Consider the following 17,072-nt stretch of genomic DNA (forward strand, 5'->3'; position numbering starts at 1 on the left):
GGGTTTTCAATAAGCGAATTCTAGCGGATGCCTTCGTGTTGCGCCGCAACATTACCCATCAGCAGCGCTGATGGGTGCACAACAGCGGCTCAGAAATCGCCCCAGCGTGCTTGCAGCACGGCCAGCGCCGCCAGGCCCGCGGTCTCGGTGCGCAACACGCGCGGTCCCAGGGTGACGCGCCGGCAGCCTGCGCCATCGCACGCTGCCAGCTCGGAATCGGTCCAGCCGCCCTCAGGGCCGACCAGCACATGGATGGGGCCGGGCAATCGAGCCAGGTCCGTGAAGCCCACCTCACCACCCGGCGCCAGCACATGGCAGCTGCCATCTCGATGCGCTGCCAGCCACTTGCCCAGCCCCTGCAGCGCGCGCACCTCAGGGATGCGATTGCGCCCGCTTTGCTCACAGGCCGCCACCGCCACCTGACGCCAGTGCGCAAGGCGCTTCTCGGCGCGCTCTGCGCTCAGGCGCAAAACCGAACGCTCGGCCTGCACCGGCTGAATCGCGCTCACGCCCAGCTCCACCGCCTTCTGGATCACCCAGTCCATCTTGTCACTTGCCGCCAGCGCCTGCACCAGCACCACCTGCAGCGGCGACTCTCGATTCACCCTGCGGCGCTCGCCGAGCACGGCAAAGCCGGCCTTGCCACGCACGCTCAAGCGCGCCTCGACCTCGTCGCCCCTGCCGTCAAACAGGATGAGGGCTTCACCGTCACGCAGGCGCAAGACACGCAAGGCGTGGTGGGCGAGCTCGTCGGGCAGGGCGAGCTCACCGCACTCGGGCAGGGCGCCCGGATAATGGAATCGTGAAATCATCGTAAGATTATAGGCTCTGAATTCGAACCCGAATCCGTAGCCGACCGGCCAGGAGCCTTACATGCCTCACGCCGCGCAACGCCTCGCCCGCGCCCGCGCCCTCGAATCGATGGTGCGCGATATCGCCCGCGACGAGATCCTGCCGCGCTATCTGAAGTCGGCACGCAACCGCAAGCCGGACGGCTCGCTGTTCACGGAAGCCGATCTGGCTTCGCAACGGCGCTTCACCGAAGCCCTGCCCCACTTCCTCCCCGGCGCGGTGCTCGGCGAGGAAATGACGCCTCCCGAGCAGGCCCATCTGTGGAACGAAGGCCGCAGCGGGCTGTGGTGCATCGACCCCATCGACGGCACCACCAACTTCGCCAACGGCATCCCGCTGTTCGCGGTGTCGATCGCCTATCTGATCAACCACGAGCCCGTGCTGGGCGTGGTGTACAACCCCATCACCGACGAGTCCTTCTACGCCGCGCGTGGCGCCGGCGCTTTCCTCAACGGCACCGAGCTGCCCTTGCGCCAGGGCGCGAGCAGCCTGCGCGACGCCATCGCGGGCGTGGACTTCAAGCGCATCAGCCACCACCTCGGTGACGAACTGGCCGTGCGCCCGCCGTATTACTCGCAACGCAACTTTGGCTCCAGCGCACTGGAATGGTGTTTTGTCGCCGCTGGCCGGCTTGATGTCTATCTGCACGGCGGGCAGATGCTGTGGGATTACGCTGCCGGTCGCCTGATCCTGGACGAGGCCGGTGGTCAGGCCGAGGCCTTGGGGCACGGCACCCTGATGTCGGGACCGGCAGTCAAGCGCGGGGTGATCGCGGCGGTCAATCCAAGCCTGTTCGCCGAATGGGCGGCGTGGGTCAAGACGCGGTCCTGATCACCGCCGCGCGCAGACCGCACAATAAGCACCCCTGCTCTTGGGCTCCTGCCGTACCGCTCCATGTATCGCGTCCGCCCGTACCACAGCCCCTGCCACTGACCTGCTTGCGCGCCCCCGCGGAGACCCTCATGTCCATGAAGCACCCGATCATCGCCGTCACCGGATCGTCCGGTGCTGGCACCACCACGGTCAAACATACCTTCGAGGCCATCTTCGAGCGTGAGCACGTCAATGCCGCGATCGTCGAAGGCGACAGCTTTCATCGCCACACCCGCAGCGAAATGAAGACCCTGATCGAGGAAGCCGAGCGCGCCGGCCAGCGTGGCATCAGCCACTTCGGCCCCGAGGCCAATCTGTTCGCCGAACTCGAAAGCCTGTTCCGCGCCTACGGCGAAGCGGCGACCGGCCGCCGCCGCCACTACATTCACAACGAAGCGCACGCCATGCGCTGGAATCTGCCCATGGGCACTTTCACCGACTGGGAAGACCTTCCGGTGGGCACAGACTGCCTGTTCTATGAGGGCCTGCACGGCGCCGTGGTGACCGACAGCGAAGACGTATCGCGCCACGTCGACCTGCTGGTCGGGGTGGTACCAACGATCAACCTGGAGTGGATCCAGAAACTGCACCGTGACATCAAGATCCGCGGCTACTCGCCCGAAGCGGTACAGGACACCATCCTGCGCCGCATGCACGACTACGTGCATTACATCGTGCCCCAGTTCGCCCGCACCCACATCAATTTCCAGCGCGTGCCGGTGGTCGACACCTCGAACCCCTTCATCGCCCGCGACGTGCCCACCCAGGATGAATCAATGGTGGTGATCCGCTTCAAGGATCCACGCGGGGTGGATTTCCCCTACCTGTTGCGCATGATCCACGACGCCTTCATGAGCCGCGCCAACACCATCGTGATTCCCGGCGGCAAGCTCGACCTGGCCATGCAGCTGATCCTGACCCCCCTGATCTGGAAGCTGATGGAACGCCGCCGGCAGCGCACTTGAACACCCCCGGGGCGCGCCCTGGAGGCAGGACAGCGGGCAGATGTGGCACAGCAACAATGGCATCCGAGAGGGCTTTTAAGGGATAATTGCGGCTTTTCTGAAGGTGGCCTTCGGCCCGAGAACAGCATGCAGCCGACCCGCAACGTCAAAGCCCCGGTTTTCAACCCCATCACCGGCGCCATCCGCGCCTTGGCAATGGACGCCGTGCAACAGGCCAACTCCGGCCACCCTGGCGCGCCGATGGGCATGGCCGAGATCGCCGAAGTGCTGTGGCGCCATCATCTGAAGCACAACCCGGCCAACCCCAAATGGGCTGACCGTGACCGTTTCGTGCTCTCCAACGGCCACGGCTCGATGCTGATCTACGCCCTGCTCCACCTCACCGGCTATGACTTGCCGATTGACGAGCTCAAGCGTTTTCGCCAGCTGCACAGCAAGACCCCGGGCCACCCTGAATACGGCTACGCCCCCGGCATCGAGACCACGACCGGCCCGCTCGGCCAGGGCATCTCCAACGCAGTGGGCATGGCGCTGGCTGAAAAAGTGCTGGCCGCCGAGTTCAATCGTCCCGGCCACACCGTCGTCGATCACCACACCTGGGTGTTCCTCGGCGACGGCTGCCTGATGGAGGGCATTTCGCACGAAGTGTGCTCGCTCGCCGGCACCCTGGGCCTGGGCAAGCTCATCGCCTTCTACGACGACAACAACATCTCCATCGACGGCCATGTCGAGGGCTGGTTCACCGACGACACCCCCAAGCGTTTCGAAGCCTATGGCTGGCAGGTGGTACGCGACGTCCAGGGCCACGACCCGGTCGCGATCGAAGCCGCCATCGAGCAGGCCAAGGCCGAGCTCACCCGCCCCACACTGATCTGCTGCAAGACCATCATCGGCGCCGGCGCCCCCAACAAGCAAGACAGCCACGACGTGCACGGCGCGCCGCTGGGTGCCGCCGAGATCGATGCCGCGCGCGCCTACATCGGCTGGAACCACGCTCCCTTCGAGATCCCGGACGAAGTCTATGCCGCCTGGGATGCGCGCACCAAGGGCGCCTCGCTCGAAGCCCAATGGAACGCCAGCTTCGCCGCCTACCGCGTGGCTCACCCCGAACTTGCGGCCGAATTCGCACGGCGCACGGCGGGCGAGCTGCCTGCCGGCTGGGACACCCATGTCGAGGCGGTGCTGGCCAGACTCATCGACAAGGCCGAGACCATCGCCACGCGCAAGGCGAGCCAGAACAGCATCGAAGCCTATGCCCCCAAGCTGCCCGAACTGCTCGGCGGCTCGGCCGACCTCGCCGGCTCCAACCTCACCCTGTGGTCGGGTGCCAAGGGTGTCAGCAAGGACAGCGGCGGCAACTACATCTATTACGGTGTGCGCGAATTCGGCATGGCGGCGATCGCCAACGGCCTCAGCCTGCATGGCGGCCTGATCCCCTACACCGCCACCTTCCTCATGTTCAGCGAATACGCGCGCAACGCGCTGCGCATGGCGGCGTTGATGAGGATCCGCCAGATCTTCGTGTTCACCCACGACTCGATCGGCCTCGGCGAAGACGGTCCCACCCACCAGCCGGTCGAGCAGACCGCCTCGCTGCGCCTGATCCCGAACATGGATGTGTGGCGCCCCTGCGACACCACCGAGTCAGCCGTGGCCTGGGTCTGCGCCATCGAGCGCAAGGACGGCCCGACGACGATGTGCTTCTCGCGCCAGAACCTGCCCTTCCAGGTCCGTACTTCGGATCAGGTCAGCGCCATCCGCCAGGGCGGCTATGTGCTGGCCGAGGCGGCTGGCAACAAAGCACAGGCGGTGATCATCGCCACCGGCTCGGAGGTCGCGCTGGCGATGGCGGCGCAGCGCACCCTCGCCGACGAGGGCGTCGCCGTGCGGGTGGTGTCCATGCCCTCGACCAATGTCTTCGACCGTCAGGACGCCGGCTACAAGGCCAGCGTCCTGCCCGCCGGTCTGCCGCGCATCGCCATCGAGGCGGGCAGCACCGACGGCTGGTACAAGTATGTCGGCCTCGAAGGCCGCGTCATCGGCATCGACCGCTTTGGCGAATCGGCGCCGGCAAGCGAGCTGTTCAAGTATTTCGGCATTACCGCGGATGCGGTGGTGCAGGCTGTCAAGTCGGTGCTCTGACGACCCAATGACGCGGGAGCGGACCCGGAAACGATCCGCTCCCCTTGCACATGAGGGCGTGGTCCCGCGCGGGCCAGCAGGGCATCAGCAAGGATAAACACCCGGTTTTCCACCGTCATTTCAGGGAGAAGCATCGATGAGCATCAAGGTCGCCATCAACGGTTTCGGTCGTATCGGTCGCTGCACGCTGCGCGCCATCTACGAGCAGGGCCTGCAGAACGAGTTCGAAGTGGTCGCCATCAACGCCTCCGGCGATCTGGCCACCAACGCCCACCTGCTCAGGTACGACACCACCCACGGCCGCTTCGCCACCGCGGTCGAGACCGAGGGCGAGAACGTCATCATCATCGACGGCAAGAAGATCCCCTTCTACTCCACCAAGGACCCCCTGGGCGTGAACTGGGGCAGCCACGGCGTGGACGTGCTGCTCGAATGCACCGGCGCCTACACCACCAAGGCCAAGGCCCAGGTCCTGCTCGACCAGGGCGCCCGCCGTGTCCTGATCTCCGCCCCCGGCGGTGACGACGTGGACGCCACCATCGTCATGGGCGTGAACGAAGGCGTGCTCAAGCGCGACATGAACGTCGTCTCCAACGCCTCGTGCACCACCAACTGCCTGGCCCCGGTCGCCAAGATCCTGGCTGACAGCGTGGGCATCAAGCAGGGCCTGATGACCACCATCCACGCCTACACCAACGACCAGGTCACCGTGGACGTGCGCCACAAGGACCTGCGCCGCGCCCGTGCCGCGGCTGCCAACATCATCCCGACCAAGACTGGCGCCGCCAAGGCCGTGGGCCTGGTGCTGCCGCAGCTCGTCGGCAAGGTCGATGGCTTTGCGCTGCGCGTGCCCACCATCAACGTCTCGCTGGTCGACCTCACCTTCACCGCCGAGCGCGCCACCACCAAGGAAGAGATCAACGAACTGATGACCGCCGCGGCCAAGGGCCCGCTCAAGGGCATCCTGGACGTCAACACCGAGCCGCTGGTGTCCTCCGACTTCAACCACACCACCGTGTCCTCCACCTTCGACGCCACCCAGACCCGCGTCATCAAGGCTGAGGACGGCTCCGTGCTGGTCAAGGTGCTGGCCTGGTACGACAACGAGTGGGGCTATTCCTGCCGCATGCTCGACGCCGCCCGCGCCTTCGTCAACGCCAAGTAAGCGCGCCGCAAATCAACAACCCTCGACGCCCTGCCCCGCAGGGCGTTTTCATGAGCCTGATACGATCATGCAAGTCAAGAAACTCAGCGAACTCGACGTCCGCGGCAAGAAGGTCTTCATCCGCGCCGACCTCAACGTACCGCAGGACGACGCCGGCAACATTACCGAAGACACGCGCATCCGCGCCTCGATTCCATCCATCCAGTACTGCCTCGACAACGGCGCAGCGGTGATGGTCACCTCCCACCTCGGCCGTCCGACCGAAGGCAGCGTCGGCCCCGATGACACCCTGGCGCCAGTTGCGGTACGCATGGGTCAGCTGCTGCAAAAGCCCGTCCGCCTCGTGCAGGACTGGGTCGACGGCGGCTTCGAGGTGAAGCCGGGCGAAGTCGTGCTGCTCGAGAACTGTCGCTGCAACGTCGGTGAAAAAAAGAACGACGAAGCGCTGGCCAGGAAGATGGCCGCGCTGTGCGACATCTACGTCAATGACGCCTTCGGCACCGCCCACCGCGCCGAAGCCACCACCCATGGCATCGCCCGCTTCGCCCCGGTCGCCTGCGCCGGTATGCTGATGGGCGCCGAGATCGACGCCCTGACCAAAGCGCTGCACGACACCAAGCGTCCGCTGGTGGCCATCGTCGGCGGCTCCAAGGTGTCGTCCAAGCTCACCATCCTCAAGGCACTCGCCGACAAGGTGGACCAGCTCATCGTCGGTGGAGGCATTGCCAACACCTTCTTGCTGGCCTCGGGCAAGCGCATCGGCGAGTCGCTGGCCGAGCCCGAACTGGTCAAGGAAGCACAGGCCATCATGGACATGATGCGAGCGCGTGGCGCTGAAGTGCCACTGCCGGTTGACGTCGTCGTCGCTGACGAAGTCTCGGCGCTGGCGCGCGCCAACCGTATCTCGGCGGACGAAGTCGGCCCCCACGACCGCATCCTGGATGTCGGCCCCAAGACCGCCGCCAAGCTGTCCGAGATCATCGCCAACGCCGGCACCATTGTCTGGAACGGGCCGGTGGGGGTGTTCGAACTGCCGCAGTTTGCCGGCGGCACGAAGATGATGGCCTCGGCCATCGCGCACTCCGAGGCGTTCTCGATTGCGGGCGGCGGCGACACCCTGGCGGCGATCGCAAAGTTCAACATCGCCGATGACGTGGGCTACATCTCCACTGGCGGTGGCGCCTTCCTCGAGTTTCTCGAAGGCAAGACCCTGCCCGCGATCGCAGCACTGGAAGAACGCTTCGAGCGCTGAACCCTGGCCGCGCCCTGAAGGCAATGTGGCAGGCCGGCCTTGCGCTCGCCTGCCACATCGCCTTCAGGAACGACAGGCACCGCGCGCTGCCAGCCGGCTCAATGGACGGGGTGAGTGTGCAGGTCAGTGCGTCGCCTGCCGCTGTGCAGGCGACGGTCTTGCGCCGGCTGTGCGTTCGACTGATGCGGTCGGTGCGCGTAGGGATCGCGGCGCAGGTGATGGCGACGATCCTCGAAGTGGTGATAGACGCAGGCGCACACCGCGGCGCTGCACTGCGGCAAGGGCAGGTGCGGCGCGTCGGAGGCAAGAAAACGCATGTCGGCGAGCTTGCGCGCCGCCTCGCAAGCGCCGTCGCGCGCCTCGACGACCACACAATGATAGGGGTGGTGGTGCTGCTGCTTCGGCGGCGCTGGATGGACGGGCGCAGCAGAACGCCGGAAAGTTCTCCAGCCCAGAAAAGCGAAGCCCAAGACAAGAACAAGAACAAGCGGGGTCAAGTCCATGATCGACGCTTCCGTGACATTTCTGGCAGTTTAGCCCAACGCCTTGTATTTGGCATTATCCCTCCCCGCGCCATGGATGCGCTGCCCCCCGAGGCGCACTGCGGCCACCAACATGGACCCGGGCACACATTAGAATGCCCGGGTACCGCTGCGACTGCACCCCGCAGTATCGGCCTAACCCCTCTTTCACCCAGGAGACCTCATGTCGCGCCACACCAAGATCGTCGCCACCCTCGGCCCCGCGTCCTCCGACCCCCAGGTTCTCGAACGCATGGTCAACGCCGGCGTCGACGTCGTGCGCATGAACTTCTCCCATGGCAAGGCCGAAGACCACATCGCCCGCGCCAACGCCATCCGTGACGCGGCCGCCCTGGTCGGTCGCCCGGTTGGCATTCTGGCCGACCTGCAAGGGCCGAAGATCCGCATCGGCAAGTTCGTCGACGGACGCATCACGCTCGAGCGCGACGCCATTTTCATCCTCGATGCGCGCTGCGAAATGGGCAACCTCCAGCGCGTGGGGCTGGACTACAAGGACCTGCCCAAGGACGTCAAGGCCGGCGACGTGTTGCTGCTCGACGATGGCCGCCTCAAGCTCAACGTGCAGCGCATCATCGGCCACGAGATTCACACCGTGGTCAAGGTGGGGGGCGAACTGTCCAACAACAAGGGCATCAACCGCCAGGGTGGCGGCCTGACCGCGCCCGCACTGACCGCAAAGGACATGGACGACATCCGCACCGCGGCGCAGATCGGCGTGGACTTCGTGGCCGTGTCCTTTCCCAAGAGCGCGGCCGACATGTACATGGCGCGCCAGTTGATGCGGGCCGCGGGCGGTGGCGATGCGCTGCTGATCGCCAAGATCGAACGCACCGAGGCGGTCGCGAACCTCGAGGAAATCCTCGATGCCTCCGACGGCATCATGGTGGCGCGCGGCGATCTCGCCGTCGAAGTCGGCGACGCCGCGGTGCCGGCCCTGCAAAAGAAGATGCTGCGCGCCGCACGCGACCGCAACAAACTCACCATCACCGCCACCCAGATGATGGAGTCGATGATCACCAGCCCGGTGCCCACCCGCGCCGAGGTGTCTGACGTGGCCAACGCGGTGCTCGATGGCACCGACGCGGTGATGCTGTCGGCCGAGACCGCCTCCGGCAAGTTCCCGGTCGAAGTCGTCGAGGCGATGGCACGTGTATGCCTGGAAGCGGAAAAATCCAATGAGGTCACGCTCGACCGCGAGGTGCTCAACCGCGTGTTCACCCGCATCGATCAGTCGATCGCGATGGCGGCGATGTGGACTGCCTATCACCTCAAGGTGAAGGCCATCGCCTCGCTGACGCAGACCGGCTCGACCGCACTGTGGATGAGCCGGCTCAACTGTGGCGTGCCGATCTACGCGCTCACCCCGGAGATTGGCGCCCGCAACCAGATGACCCTGTACCGCGGCGTGCACCCGCTGTTGATGAGCCAGACCCATCAGGACCGTGACGTCATGCTGTGGGAAGCCGAACAGATCCTGCTCGAACAGGGCGTGGTCGATTATGGCGACCTCATCGTGCTCACCATCGGCGAACCGATCGGCGCCGCGGGCGGCACGAATACGCTGAAGATCGTGCGCGTGGGCGACCACCAGGCCCCCAACTCGGACGGCTGAGCACGCCAGCCGCGCTGGTGACGGCGTGCGGCAAGCGAACGCCGTCACGCACGATTGTTGCAATCCGTGCGCGGGCGCGCCGAGCGCGCCACGCACGGGCTAGAATTCCACCTTATCCCCATTCACTGTACTGCCGGCCCGCCGGCCCCTCGGAGAGAACCTCATGCCCCTCGTTTCCATGCGCCAGCTGCTCGACCACGCCGCCGAACACAGCTATGGTCTGCCCGCGTTCAACGTGAACAATCTCGAGCAGGTCCAGGCCATCATGGAAGCGGCGGCCGAATGCAACAGTCCGGTGATCATGCAGGCCTCGGCCGGCGCGCGCAAATACGCCGGCGAGGCCTTTCTGCGCCACCTCATCGACGCCGCGATCGAATCCTACCCGGACATCCCGGTCGTCATGCACCAGGACCACGGACAGAGCCCGGCGATCTGCATGGCCGCGATCCGCTCGGGCTTCTCCAGCGTGATGATGGACGGCTCCCTGCTCGAAGATGGCAAGACCCCTTCTTCCTATGAATACAACGTCGCCGTCACGCGCGAAGTGGTGAAGTTTTCACACGCCATCGGCGTCAGCGTGGAAGGCGAGCTGGGCTGCCTGGGCTCACTCGAAACCGGCCAGGCGGGCGAGGAAGATGGCATCGGCGCCGAAGGCACGCTGGATCACTCGCAGATGCTGACCGACCCCGACGAGGCCGCCGACTTTGTCAAGCAGACCGACTGCGACGCGCTCGCCATCGCCATCGGCACCAGCCACGGCGCCTACAAGTTCAGTCGCAAGCCCACCGGCGACATCCTCGCCATCGAGCGCATCAAGGCCATCCACGCCCGCATCCCCAACACCCACCTGGTGATGCACGGATCGAGCTCGGTGCCGCAGGAGCTGCTAGAGATCATCCGCCAGTACGGCGGCGACATGAAGGAAACCTACGGCGTACCGGTCACGGAGATCGTCGAGGGCATCAAGCACGGCGTGCGCAAGATCAACATCGACACCGACATCCGCCTGGCGATGACCGGTGCGATTCGCAAGTTTCTGGTCGAGAACCCGTCCAAGTTCGACCCGCGCGAATACAACAAGCCCGCCCGTGAGGCCGCCAAACAGGTGGTCAAGGCGCGCTTCGAAGCCTTTGGTTGCGCCGGCATGGCGAGCCGGATCAAGGCCATCTCGCTGGAGAAGATGGCTGCACGCTACAAGGCCGGCGAGCTGACCCAGATCGTGCGCTGATCGCTCATGCTGACTTCATTTCCTGATTCTCTCCGTTGACGGGCGGCGCGCCGACCTCCATGTCCCTGTTCGCACAGCACCCGTTGCGCCACACGCTCAACGACGAGGTCCATGCCCGCCCGCCGGTCCCGCTCAGCACGCCTGAATACGTCAGCTACCTCGCCTTCCTGCACGACGACGGCAGCGCACAGCACGAGATCGAACATCTCGCTGCGCTGCTCGAGCAGGTCGGCCTGGCCGAGCATGCCAGGCTGGCCGAGCACGCCTCCGACAGCGGCCACCTGTTCGTCGACGCGGGCAGCTTCCGCCTCAAGTGGGAGCGTCACAACGAGTTCTCCAGCTATACCTTCTTCCGCCACATCGAGGCCGGCGATGCCGATGAAGACAATGCCCTGCTCAAGCTGCCGGCGGCCTGGCGCAAGGACATCCCCGGCCTGCTCATCACCGCCACCCACATCGAAGTGCGCGGCACCGCCGACGTGCCGCCCGACAGCGTGCTCAAGCAGGCCTCGCCGCATGGCGACACCATGGTCGCGGCAGGCGTGGCTGAAGGCGCAGCCTGGGTGATTACCGACTTCCACATTCACGACGGCTTTTCACGCTATCTGCTGCTCGACGACGGGCTCACACCGCGCCAGGCCGGGCGCATGGTGCAACGCCTGGTGGAGATCGAAACCTATCGCGTCATGGCCTTGCTCGCCTTCCCGGTGGCCAAGGAGGTCGGGCGATTGCTGTCACGCGCCGAAGACGAACTCGCCGACCTGATGGACAGCCTGGGCCAGGCTCGCAGCAGCGACGACGATCGCGCCCTGCTCGGCCGCCTGACCCGCCTGGCCGCCGAGATCGAGCGCTCGGTGGCGCGCACCACCTTTCGCTTCGGCGCCGCGGCGGCCTACTACCGCCTGGTGCAGCAGCGCATCGAGGACATGCGCGAAGTCCGCCTTGGCGGCTTCCCGAGCTTTCGTGAATTCATGGAACGCCGGCTCGCCCCCGCCATCAACACCTGCGCCACCATCGCCCGCCGCCAGGAAGATCTCTCCAGCCGCATCGCGCGCAACTCGCAGCTGCTGCGCACGCGGGTGGACATCGAGCTCGAGCGCCAGAACCAGGAACTGCTGGCGCAGATGAACCGCCGCGCCAAAATCCAGCTCCGCCTGCAGGAGACGGTGGAAGGCCTGTCGGTGGTGGCCATCACCTACTACGCCTCGCAGCTGGTGAGCTACGTCGCCAAGGGCGCCAAGGATTTCATCACCCCGGCCACGCCAGAGCTGATCACCGCGCTATCGATCCCGCTCATTGCCGGCTTCGTGTTCCTGGGGATGCGGCGCATGCGCAGGTTGCTGAGCCAGGAAGAAGGCGGCGAACACGCATGAGCATCCACAAGGTTCTACGCATGGGCGATCCGCGCCTGCTGCAGGTCGCCGCCCCCGTCACCGAGTTCGGCACCCCGGCACTGTCCGCGCTCATCACCGACATGTTCGACACCATGGCGGCCGAAGGCGGCGTCGGTCTGGCCGCCCCGCAGATCGGCGTTGGCCTGCGTGTGGTCATCTTCGGCTTCGAGCACAGCCAGCGCTATCCGGACGTCGCCCCGGTGCCGACCACCATCCTCATCAACCCGCTCATCACCGCACTGGACGACAACACCGAGGACGGCTGGGAAGGCTGCCTCTCGGTGCCCGGCCTGCGCGGCCTCGTGCCCCGCCACACCCGCATCCGCTACCAGGGCTTCACCCCCGACGGCGCACCGATCGAGCGCATCGCCGAGGGCTTTCACGCCCGCGTCGTGCAACACGAATGCGACCACCTCGACGGCATGCTCTACCCGATGCGGATGCGCGACCTCAGCCGCTTCGGCTTCACCGATGTGCTGTTCCCGGCGCTCGACTAGCCTTGCGGGCGAAATGGCCGGAAGCACACCCTGTTCAATGCGCGCCCGCCTTTGGGCACAGCTTGAGCAGCAAAGCCACCGCCAGCTAGCGTCGAAGCGAACGCGCGCGCGCCAGCAACTCCAGGGCGAGGCCGAAAAACGCCGCCGTCCACGCCACCAGCGCAATGTAGAAAAAACTGGGCGGCAGAAAGCCGAGAAAACTCAAGCCCAGGGCCTCGATCATTTGCTCGGTGCTGACCGCATACATGCCAAGCGGAAAAACCGCCCCCCAGTAGAGCGGGTCGTACTTCAAGGGGAAGCGCTTGTAGCCATGGCGCCAGACGGCAAGGATCACCAGCATCGGAATCCACCATGTGCCGGTGGCCCAGTAGAACACCGTGAACCCCTTGATGAAGGGCAGCAAGGAAGTCAGAAAGGGCGCGTCCGGCACGTTGATGATGAGCAGCGATCCGGCCAGGGTCGAAATCGCCATCGCCCCCATGTTGATCCAGTACGGCGGTGACAGATCACCGGGCGCCAGCGCGAAGAAGGTGTAACGGTAGAAGATGAGCGACATCATCCAGATGTACAACATCCCACCCCACAACCACATCGACAGCGCCAGGAAGTTCATCTCCAGCTTTCCAGGCTGGTCTACATGGGGCGCGAGCAGCGCGCTGAGAACCGCGATCGCCTGAGTCGCCACCACAGCCAGCAGCCAGGCCCCACTGATCCCCTTGTCAAGGGTGGGCTTGCGCTCCTTGACGGTAAAACCTGTGAATATCGTATAGGTCAGTCCGACCCACAGCACCAGCGCGGCCACCCACAGTACGGTGCCGGCACGATAGTCAGCCTCCAGCAGCACGAACTGGCCACCAAGGATGCAGGTTGCCGCCACCGTGGTGAAGAAGCCCGGACCGCGCAGATGATCGACCATGTCGCCAAAGAAGCGGCGCGGGTAGCGGATCATGCGCAGCACGGTCAAGGTCCACAGCACGGCATAGACGACGATATTGAGCCGGAACAAAAGACGGGCAATGCTATCCACGCCCAGCAGGTGGGCCGCGAGCGACACGATGCCGGTCGCCATCACCATGCCAAAATACGCAGGCGACAGCCCAGCCAGCTGGGTGAGCGCGGGCTCGGGCAGTGGCTTGTGTGGCAGCGACGTATCGGGCATTTCAGGGCTCGTCATCGTCTCGCAGACGACCTGACTACAAACATGAGTCAGGTATAGCACGTGGGCTCAGGGAGGTGCCACGGCTTGCGTCGGCAGCCAGCGGGTGATGACCACCACCGAGATCCGCGCCGCAGCCGCGCGGGTCACAGCCTGACCGGCTCGACCTCATCGGGATTTCCAGCAAAGAGCCCTTCCATTCCTGCCTGGACGTGGAGGTTCAAGCCTCAGCATGTCCTGAACAACTTCACGCTCCCTTCTGAACTTCTCCCTGCCCCCAGCATCACTAGAGTCCGCGGACGCAAGGAAGCTCGGGTACCGCAACGTGGCCAGGGGATACGGACATCGCCCCAAAACAGTGGATCAAAATGAATTTTCTTGTCAGCGCCGTTCTACACCGCCTTATCGCCCTCTTCATAGGCTCGGCGAGCTTGCTTTGGGGCTACGCCCAAGCGGCCGAGCCGAACACGCAGTGGCAGGGCGCTGCCTTCGAAGGCGATAAAACCAGCCTCGCCCGCCTGGCCGCGGCGGGTGCCAAGGTGGTGCGCGTCTATCGACAGTCCGACGCCTGGGTGCTGGACGAAGCGCAGCGACTCGACCTGAAGGTGGTGATGGGTCTGTGGCTCGAGCACCCACGCCACGGCTTCCGTTATGAGGACAAGCAGGCCGTGCGCAAGCAGGAGCAGGCGGTGCTCGACTTCGTCACCCGCCACCGCAAACACCCCGCCCTGCTCGCGTGGGCCGTCGGCAACGAGATCGAAACCGGTGTGGCAGACCCGCTACCGCTGTGGCGCGAGGTCGATCGTCTCGCCGCAGAGATCAAGCGCCTCGACCCGACCCACCCCAGCTTGATGGTGGTCGCCGACACCAGCATGGACGCCTTGCGCACCCTGGCGGGCTGCTGCCCTAACGTCGGCCTCCTGGGCATCAACGTCTACGCCGGCGCGGTTTTCGATCTGCCCCAGCGCCTGCGCGAGGCCGGCATCACCAAGCCAGTCGTCATCACCGAACTCGGCCCCCTCGGTCACTGGCAGGCCGGTCGCAAGCCCTGGGGTGCGCCGGTGGAGCTGACCAGCACAGAAAAAGCGCGCTTCTTCAGCGAAGCTCTCGGCTATCTCAAGCAACAGCCGCAGATTCGTGGCGTGTTTCCCTTTCTGTGGGGCGCCAAGCAGGAACAGACTGAAACCTGGTACGGCCTGCTCCTGGCCGACGGCAGCGCCACCGCGATGAGCGATGCCCTGGCCGCATTCTGGGGCCGACCCACGGACAGACCCGCGCCGCTGGTGCGCGGCATAGGCATCGCTGCCGATGTGTTCGCGCCTGGTGCGGAAGTCTCCGCCGGAATCGACGCCGCCAGTGCCGACGGCACGCCCCTGGACACCGAATGGAAGGTGCTCGCCGAAGCCACCGACCTGCGCAAGGGCGGCGACCATGAAACCCCACCGATGCGGATCGCGGTGCGCGTGCTGCACGCTGACGCCGCCACGGTGCGCTTCACCGCACCCGCGGTGCCCGGCGCCTACCGCCTGTTCATCACCGCACGCGATCGCCACGGCAAGGCGGCGACCGCCAACCTCCCCTTCCTGGTGCGTTAACTAATGTGCCAAGCCGGGCTGCAGACGCATCCCGTTACCCGGGCGGACCCGCGGCCACCGGCGTGTTGATGCTGGCGTGGCAGGCGTGATGAGCGAGGCGGTTGCGACCCAGGCGCTTGGCCTCGTACATCGCACGGTCGGCGTAGTGGATGAGCTCGGTCGAGGCCAAGCTATCCCGGGGCCAGAGGGCGACACCGATGCTGGCCGAGATGTGGGTGACCTTGCCATCGAGATCAAAGGCTTGCTGCAACTGCTCGAGCAACTTGTCTCCGATGCGCTCGATGATGGCCAGATCTTTGAGGTCGGGCAGGATGATCGCAAACTCGTCACCGCCCAGCCGCGCCACCGTGTCGGTCTCGCGCACGCTTTCACGTAGCCGGCTGGCCACCTGCTGCAGCAAAGCGTCTCCGGCATGGTGTCCGAGGCTGTCGTTGACCGCCTTGAAGCCGTCGAGATCGATGTACATCAGCGCCATCAGCTGTTGCGTACGTGCCGCGCGCAGCGTCTCGTGCTCGAGCTGGTCCTGGAAGCGATGGCGATTCGCGAGCCCGGTGAGCAGGTCGAAGTTGGCGTGCTGCCACTGGAAGTGCTCATCGTCATGCGCTGCGCCTGCGAGCAGTGCGGTGGCCGCGCTCATCGTCAGCACCAGTTGCAGATCAAGCACACCGTCCACCGGCAGGCCCAGCACCCGACCAGCGAGGATCTGGATCGCGCATACCAGCGTCGCCACCATGTAGGCCATGAACGCACCCCGCGTCAGGCCGGCGAGCAGGACGGGGAACAGCACCAGAATGCCGAGCTTGGCCGCGCCCTGGGTGATCTGTGGCAGCAGCAGAGTCAGCAGCGACACGCCAAGGGCGAGCCCGATCAGGCCGCTGGACGAAGGGATGCCATGGCGCGAACCAGTGGGGGCGTCGCCACGCCGACTGAGCTTGATATTGCGACGGTGGAGCCGCCTCCAGCCGAGGACGATGCCCGGCAAGCCGAGCAGCAAGCCAGCAAAATCCCCACCCCATATGGACAGAAAAACCGCCCCCATCTCGGACGCCGGCAGGCGATCGAAGGGCGGGATGAAGAGCGTGACAAGCGCCGACACACTGGCCGAGGCAAAGGCAAGCAGCACGAAGTACATCGCATCGGTCAGTGTCAGGCGTGCTGGCATCGCCAGCCAGCGCGGGCGCAACAACACACCGGCGCCACCGTAGACCAGCACCTGGCGCAAGGCGCCACCCCAGTCGATACCTTCGAGCAGCGGGCCAGGCATGTCGAACTGACGCACCACGCAAATTGCCAGGAACGCCGCCGGCAGGTGACGCCAGCCGCCGATCATGCCCACTGCTGCGGTCAGCCCGGCGGAAAGATAGAGCGCGCTGACATGGGGCTGAACTTCGAACAAGGCCGAGGCTTTCCATGCCAGCCAGTAGCACAGGAACAGCGCCGCAGTCTTGCTCGGCGGGGTACGGGGCAGCAGTTTACGGAGCCCGTCCTGATTCATTCAGGGTCCTGAGGGAGGGCTGTGGTGCGAGGGCGAAAGCAGCGCGCAACCAGCATATGATGTACGAAAGCCGGAATCATATCAGCATACTCCAGGCCGTATCCAGCTAGGGCTGACTGTTGCCGACGCGCTGCCCCCGAGCTCGATGATGAGGCGCGGCCTCATCGACCGCGCCGGAAATATGCGGCGACAAGGCAGCAAACACTTCCAGAACGGAGCCCCCGAGTTCGACAGTTACGCGCGCAAGCCCTTGTTTTTGCTAGACCACACTTTCAAAAATGCCACTACAACAGCGCCAACTGCT

14 protein-coding genes are annotated in these 17,072 nt (G+C 65.4%); 10 read left to right on the forward strand and 4 right to left on the reverse strand.

Features of this window, described 5'->3' with window-relative positions:
* Positions 1-89: 89 nt before the first annotated feature.
* Complete coding sequence (locus tag M622_RS23860; protein WP_021248086.1) at positions 90-812, reverse strand: 16S rRNA (uracil(1498)-N(3))-methyltransferase; 723 nt, start codon at positions 810-812, stop codon at positions 90-92.
* A gap of 61 nt (positions 813-873) precedes the next feature.
* Here M622_RS23860 and M622_RS23865 point away from each other — a divergent pair, with 61 nt between their 5' ends.
* From M622_RS23865 to M622_RS23885, 5 genes are all read left to right on the forward strand, one after another.
* Positions 874-1,683, forward strand: a complete 810-nt coding sequence (locus M622_RS23865) for an inositol monophosphatase family protein (protein ID WP_021248087.1) — start codon at positions 874-876, stop codon at positions 1,681-1,683.
* A gap of 131 nt (positions 1,684-1,814) precedes the next feature.
* A complete protein-coding gene (locus M622_RS23870) occupies positions 1,815-2,690 on the forward strand; it encodes a phosphoribulokinase (protein WP_021248088.1) in 876 nt (291 codons plus the stop codon).
* A 126-nt stretch (positions 2,691-2,816) separates the two neighbouring features.
* Entirely contained in the window at positions 2,817-4,832 is a 2,016-nt protein-coding gene (tkt, locus tag M622_RS23875; RefSeq protein WP_021248089.1) for a transketolase, read from the forward strand.
* Positions 4,833-4,968: 136 nt separating this feature from the next.
* Positions 4,969-5,997 (forward strand): type I glyceraldehyde-3-phosphate dehydrogenase, encoded by a 1,029-nt coding sequence (gap, locus tag M622_RS23880; protein WP_021248090.1) that lies wholly within the window; start codon positions 4,969-4,971, stop codon positions 5,995-5,997.
* A 67-nt stretch (positions 5,998-6,064) separates the two neighbouring features.
* Positions 6,065-7,249, forward strand: a complete 1,185-nt coding sequence (locus M622_RS23885) for a phosphoglycerate kinase (protein ID WP_021248091.1) — start codon at positions 6,065-6,067, stop codon at positions 7,247-7,249.
* Between the two features lie 98 nt (positions 7,250-7,347).
* On the opposite strand, the gene M622_RS0119860 is transcribed toward M622_RS23885, so the two are convergent.
* Positions 7,348-7,752, reverse strand: a complete 405-nt coding sequence (locus M622_RS0119860) for a class I SAM-dependent methyltransferase (RefSeq protein ID WP_031346269.1) — start codon at positions 7,750-7,752, stop codon at positions 7,348-7,350.
* A gap of 202 nt (positions 7,753-7,954) precedes the next feature.
* Here M622_RS0119860 and pyk point away from each other — a divergent pair, with 202 nt between their 5' ends.
* From pyk to def, 4 genes are all read left to right on the forward strand, one after another.
* Positions 7,955-9,403 (forward strand): pyruvate kinase, encoded by a 1,449-nt coding sequence (gene pyk, locus M622_RS23890; RefSeq protein ID WP_021248093.1) that lies wholly within the window; start codon positions 7,955-7,957, stop codon positions 9,401-9,403.
* Positions 9,404-9,566: 163 nt separating this feature from the next.
* Complete coding sequence (fba, locus tag M622_RS23895) at positions 9,567-10,631, forward strand: class II fructose-bisphosphate aldolase (protein WP_021248094.1); 1,065 nt, start codon at positions 9,567-9,569, stop codon at positions 10,629-10,631.
* 59 nt (positions 10,632-10,690) lie between these two features.
* Positions 10,691-12,004, forward strand: coding sequence for a DUF3422 family protein (locus M622_RS23900; RefSeq protein ID WP_031346272.1), 1,314 nt, complete (start codon positions 10,691-10,693; stop codon positions 12,002-12,004).
* Positions 12,001-12,522, forward strand: a complete 522-nt coding sequence (gene def, locus M622_RS23905; protein WP_021248096.1) for a peptide deformylase — start codon at positions 12,001-12,003, stop codon at positions 12,520-12,522. Before M622_RS23900 ends, def begins: the two co-directional genes overlap by 4 nt.
* Positions 12,523-12,607: 85 nt before the next feature.
* Here def and M622_RS23910 read toward each other — a convergent pair whose 3' ends face one another.
* Complete coding sequence (locus tag M622_RS23910; protein ID WP_021248097.1) at positions 12,608-13,681, reverse strand: tellurite resistance/C4-dicarboxylate transporter family protein; 1,074 nt, start codon at positions 13,679-13,681, stop codon at positions 12,608-12,610.
* A 365-nt stretch (positions 13,682-14,046) separates the two neighbouring features.
* Here M622_RS23910 and M622_RS23915 point away from each other — a divergent pair, with 365 nt between their 5' ends.
* Positions 14,047-15,273 (forward strand): glycoside hydrolase family 2 TIM barrel-domain containing protein, encoded by a 1,227-nt coding sequence (locus M622_RS23915; RefSeq protein ID WP_021248098.1) that lies wholly within the window; start codon positions 14,047-14,049, stop codon positions 15,271-15,273.
* A 34-nt stretch (positions 15,274-15,307) separates the two neighbouring features.
* Here the strand turns inward: M622_RS23915 and M622_RS39260 are convergent, their stop codons facing one another.
* On the reverse strand, positions 15,308-16,768 hold the full coding sequence (locus M622_RS39260) for a diguanylate cyclase domain-containing protein (RefSeq protein WP_021248099.1): 1,461 nt from the start codon (positions 16,766-16,768) through the stop codon (positions 15,308-15,310).
* Positions 16,769-17,072 lie beyond the last annotated feature (304 nt).

It is taken from the genome of Thauera terpenica 58Eu (genome assembly GCF_000443165.1).
Taxonomy (GTDB): Bacteria; Pseudomonadota; Gammaproteobacteria; order Burkholderiales; family Rhodocyclaceae; genus Thauera; species Thauera terpenica.

Excerpts from the sequence above, each read along its gene's own strand:
- M622_RS23860 (WP_021248086.1), bottom strand. The coding sequence starts at position 812 with ATGATTTCACGATTCCATTATCCGGGCGCCCTGCCCGAGTGCGGTGAG.
- M622_RS23865 (WP_021248087.1), top strand. The coding sequence starts at position 874 with ATGCCTCACGCCGCGCAACGCCTCGCCCGCGCCCGCGCCCTCGAATCG.
- M622_RS23870 (WP_021248088.1), top strand. The coding sequence starts at position 1,815 with ATGTCCATGAAGCACCCGATCATCGCCGTCACCGGATCGTCCGGTGCT.
- tkt (WP_021248089.1), top strand. The coding sequence starts at position 2,817 with ATGCAGCCGACCCGCAACGTCAAAGCCCCGGTTTTCAACCCCATCACC.
- gap (WP_021248090.1), top strand. The coding sequence starts at position 4,969 with ATGAGCATCAAGGTCGCCATCAACGGTTTCGGTCGTATCGGTCGCTGC.
- M622_RS23885 (WP_021248091.1), top strand. The coding sequence starts at position 6,065 with ATGCAAGTCAAGAAACTCAGCGAACTCGACGTCCGCGGCAAGAAGGTC.
- M622_RS0119860 (WP_031346269.1), bottom strand. The coding sequence starts at position 7,752 with ATGGACTTGACCCCGCTTGTTCTTGTTCTTGTCTTGGGCTTCGCTTTT.
- pyk (WP_021248093.1), top strand. The coding sequence starts at position 7,955 with ATGTCGCGCCACACCAAGATCGTCGCCACCCTCGGCCCCGCGTCCTCC.
- fba (WP_021248094.1), top strand. The coding sequence starts at position 9,567 with ATGCCCCTCGTTTCCATGCGCCAGCTGCTCGACCACGCCGCCGAACAC.
- M622_RS23900 (WP_031346272.1), top strand. The coding sequence starts at position 10,691 with ATGTCCCTGTTCGCACAGCACCCGTTGCGCCACACGCTCAACGACGAG.
- def (WP_021248096.1), top strand. The coding sequence starts at position 12,001 with ATGAGCATCCACAAGGTTCTACGCATGGGCGATCCGCGCCTGCTGCAG.
- M622_RS23910 (WP_021248097.1), bottom strand. The coding sequence starts at position 13,681 with ATGCCCGATACGTCGCTGCCACACAAGCCACTGCCCGAGCCCGCGCTC.
- M622_RS23915 (WP_021248098.1), top strand. The coding sequence starts at position 14,047 with ATGAATTTTCTTGTCAGCGCCGTTCTACACCGCCTTATCGCCCTCTTC.
- M622_RS39260 (WP_021248099.1), bottom strand. The coding sequence starts at position 16,768 with ATGAATCAGGACGGGCTCCGTAAACTGCTGCCCCGTACCCCGCCGAGC.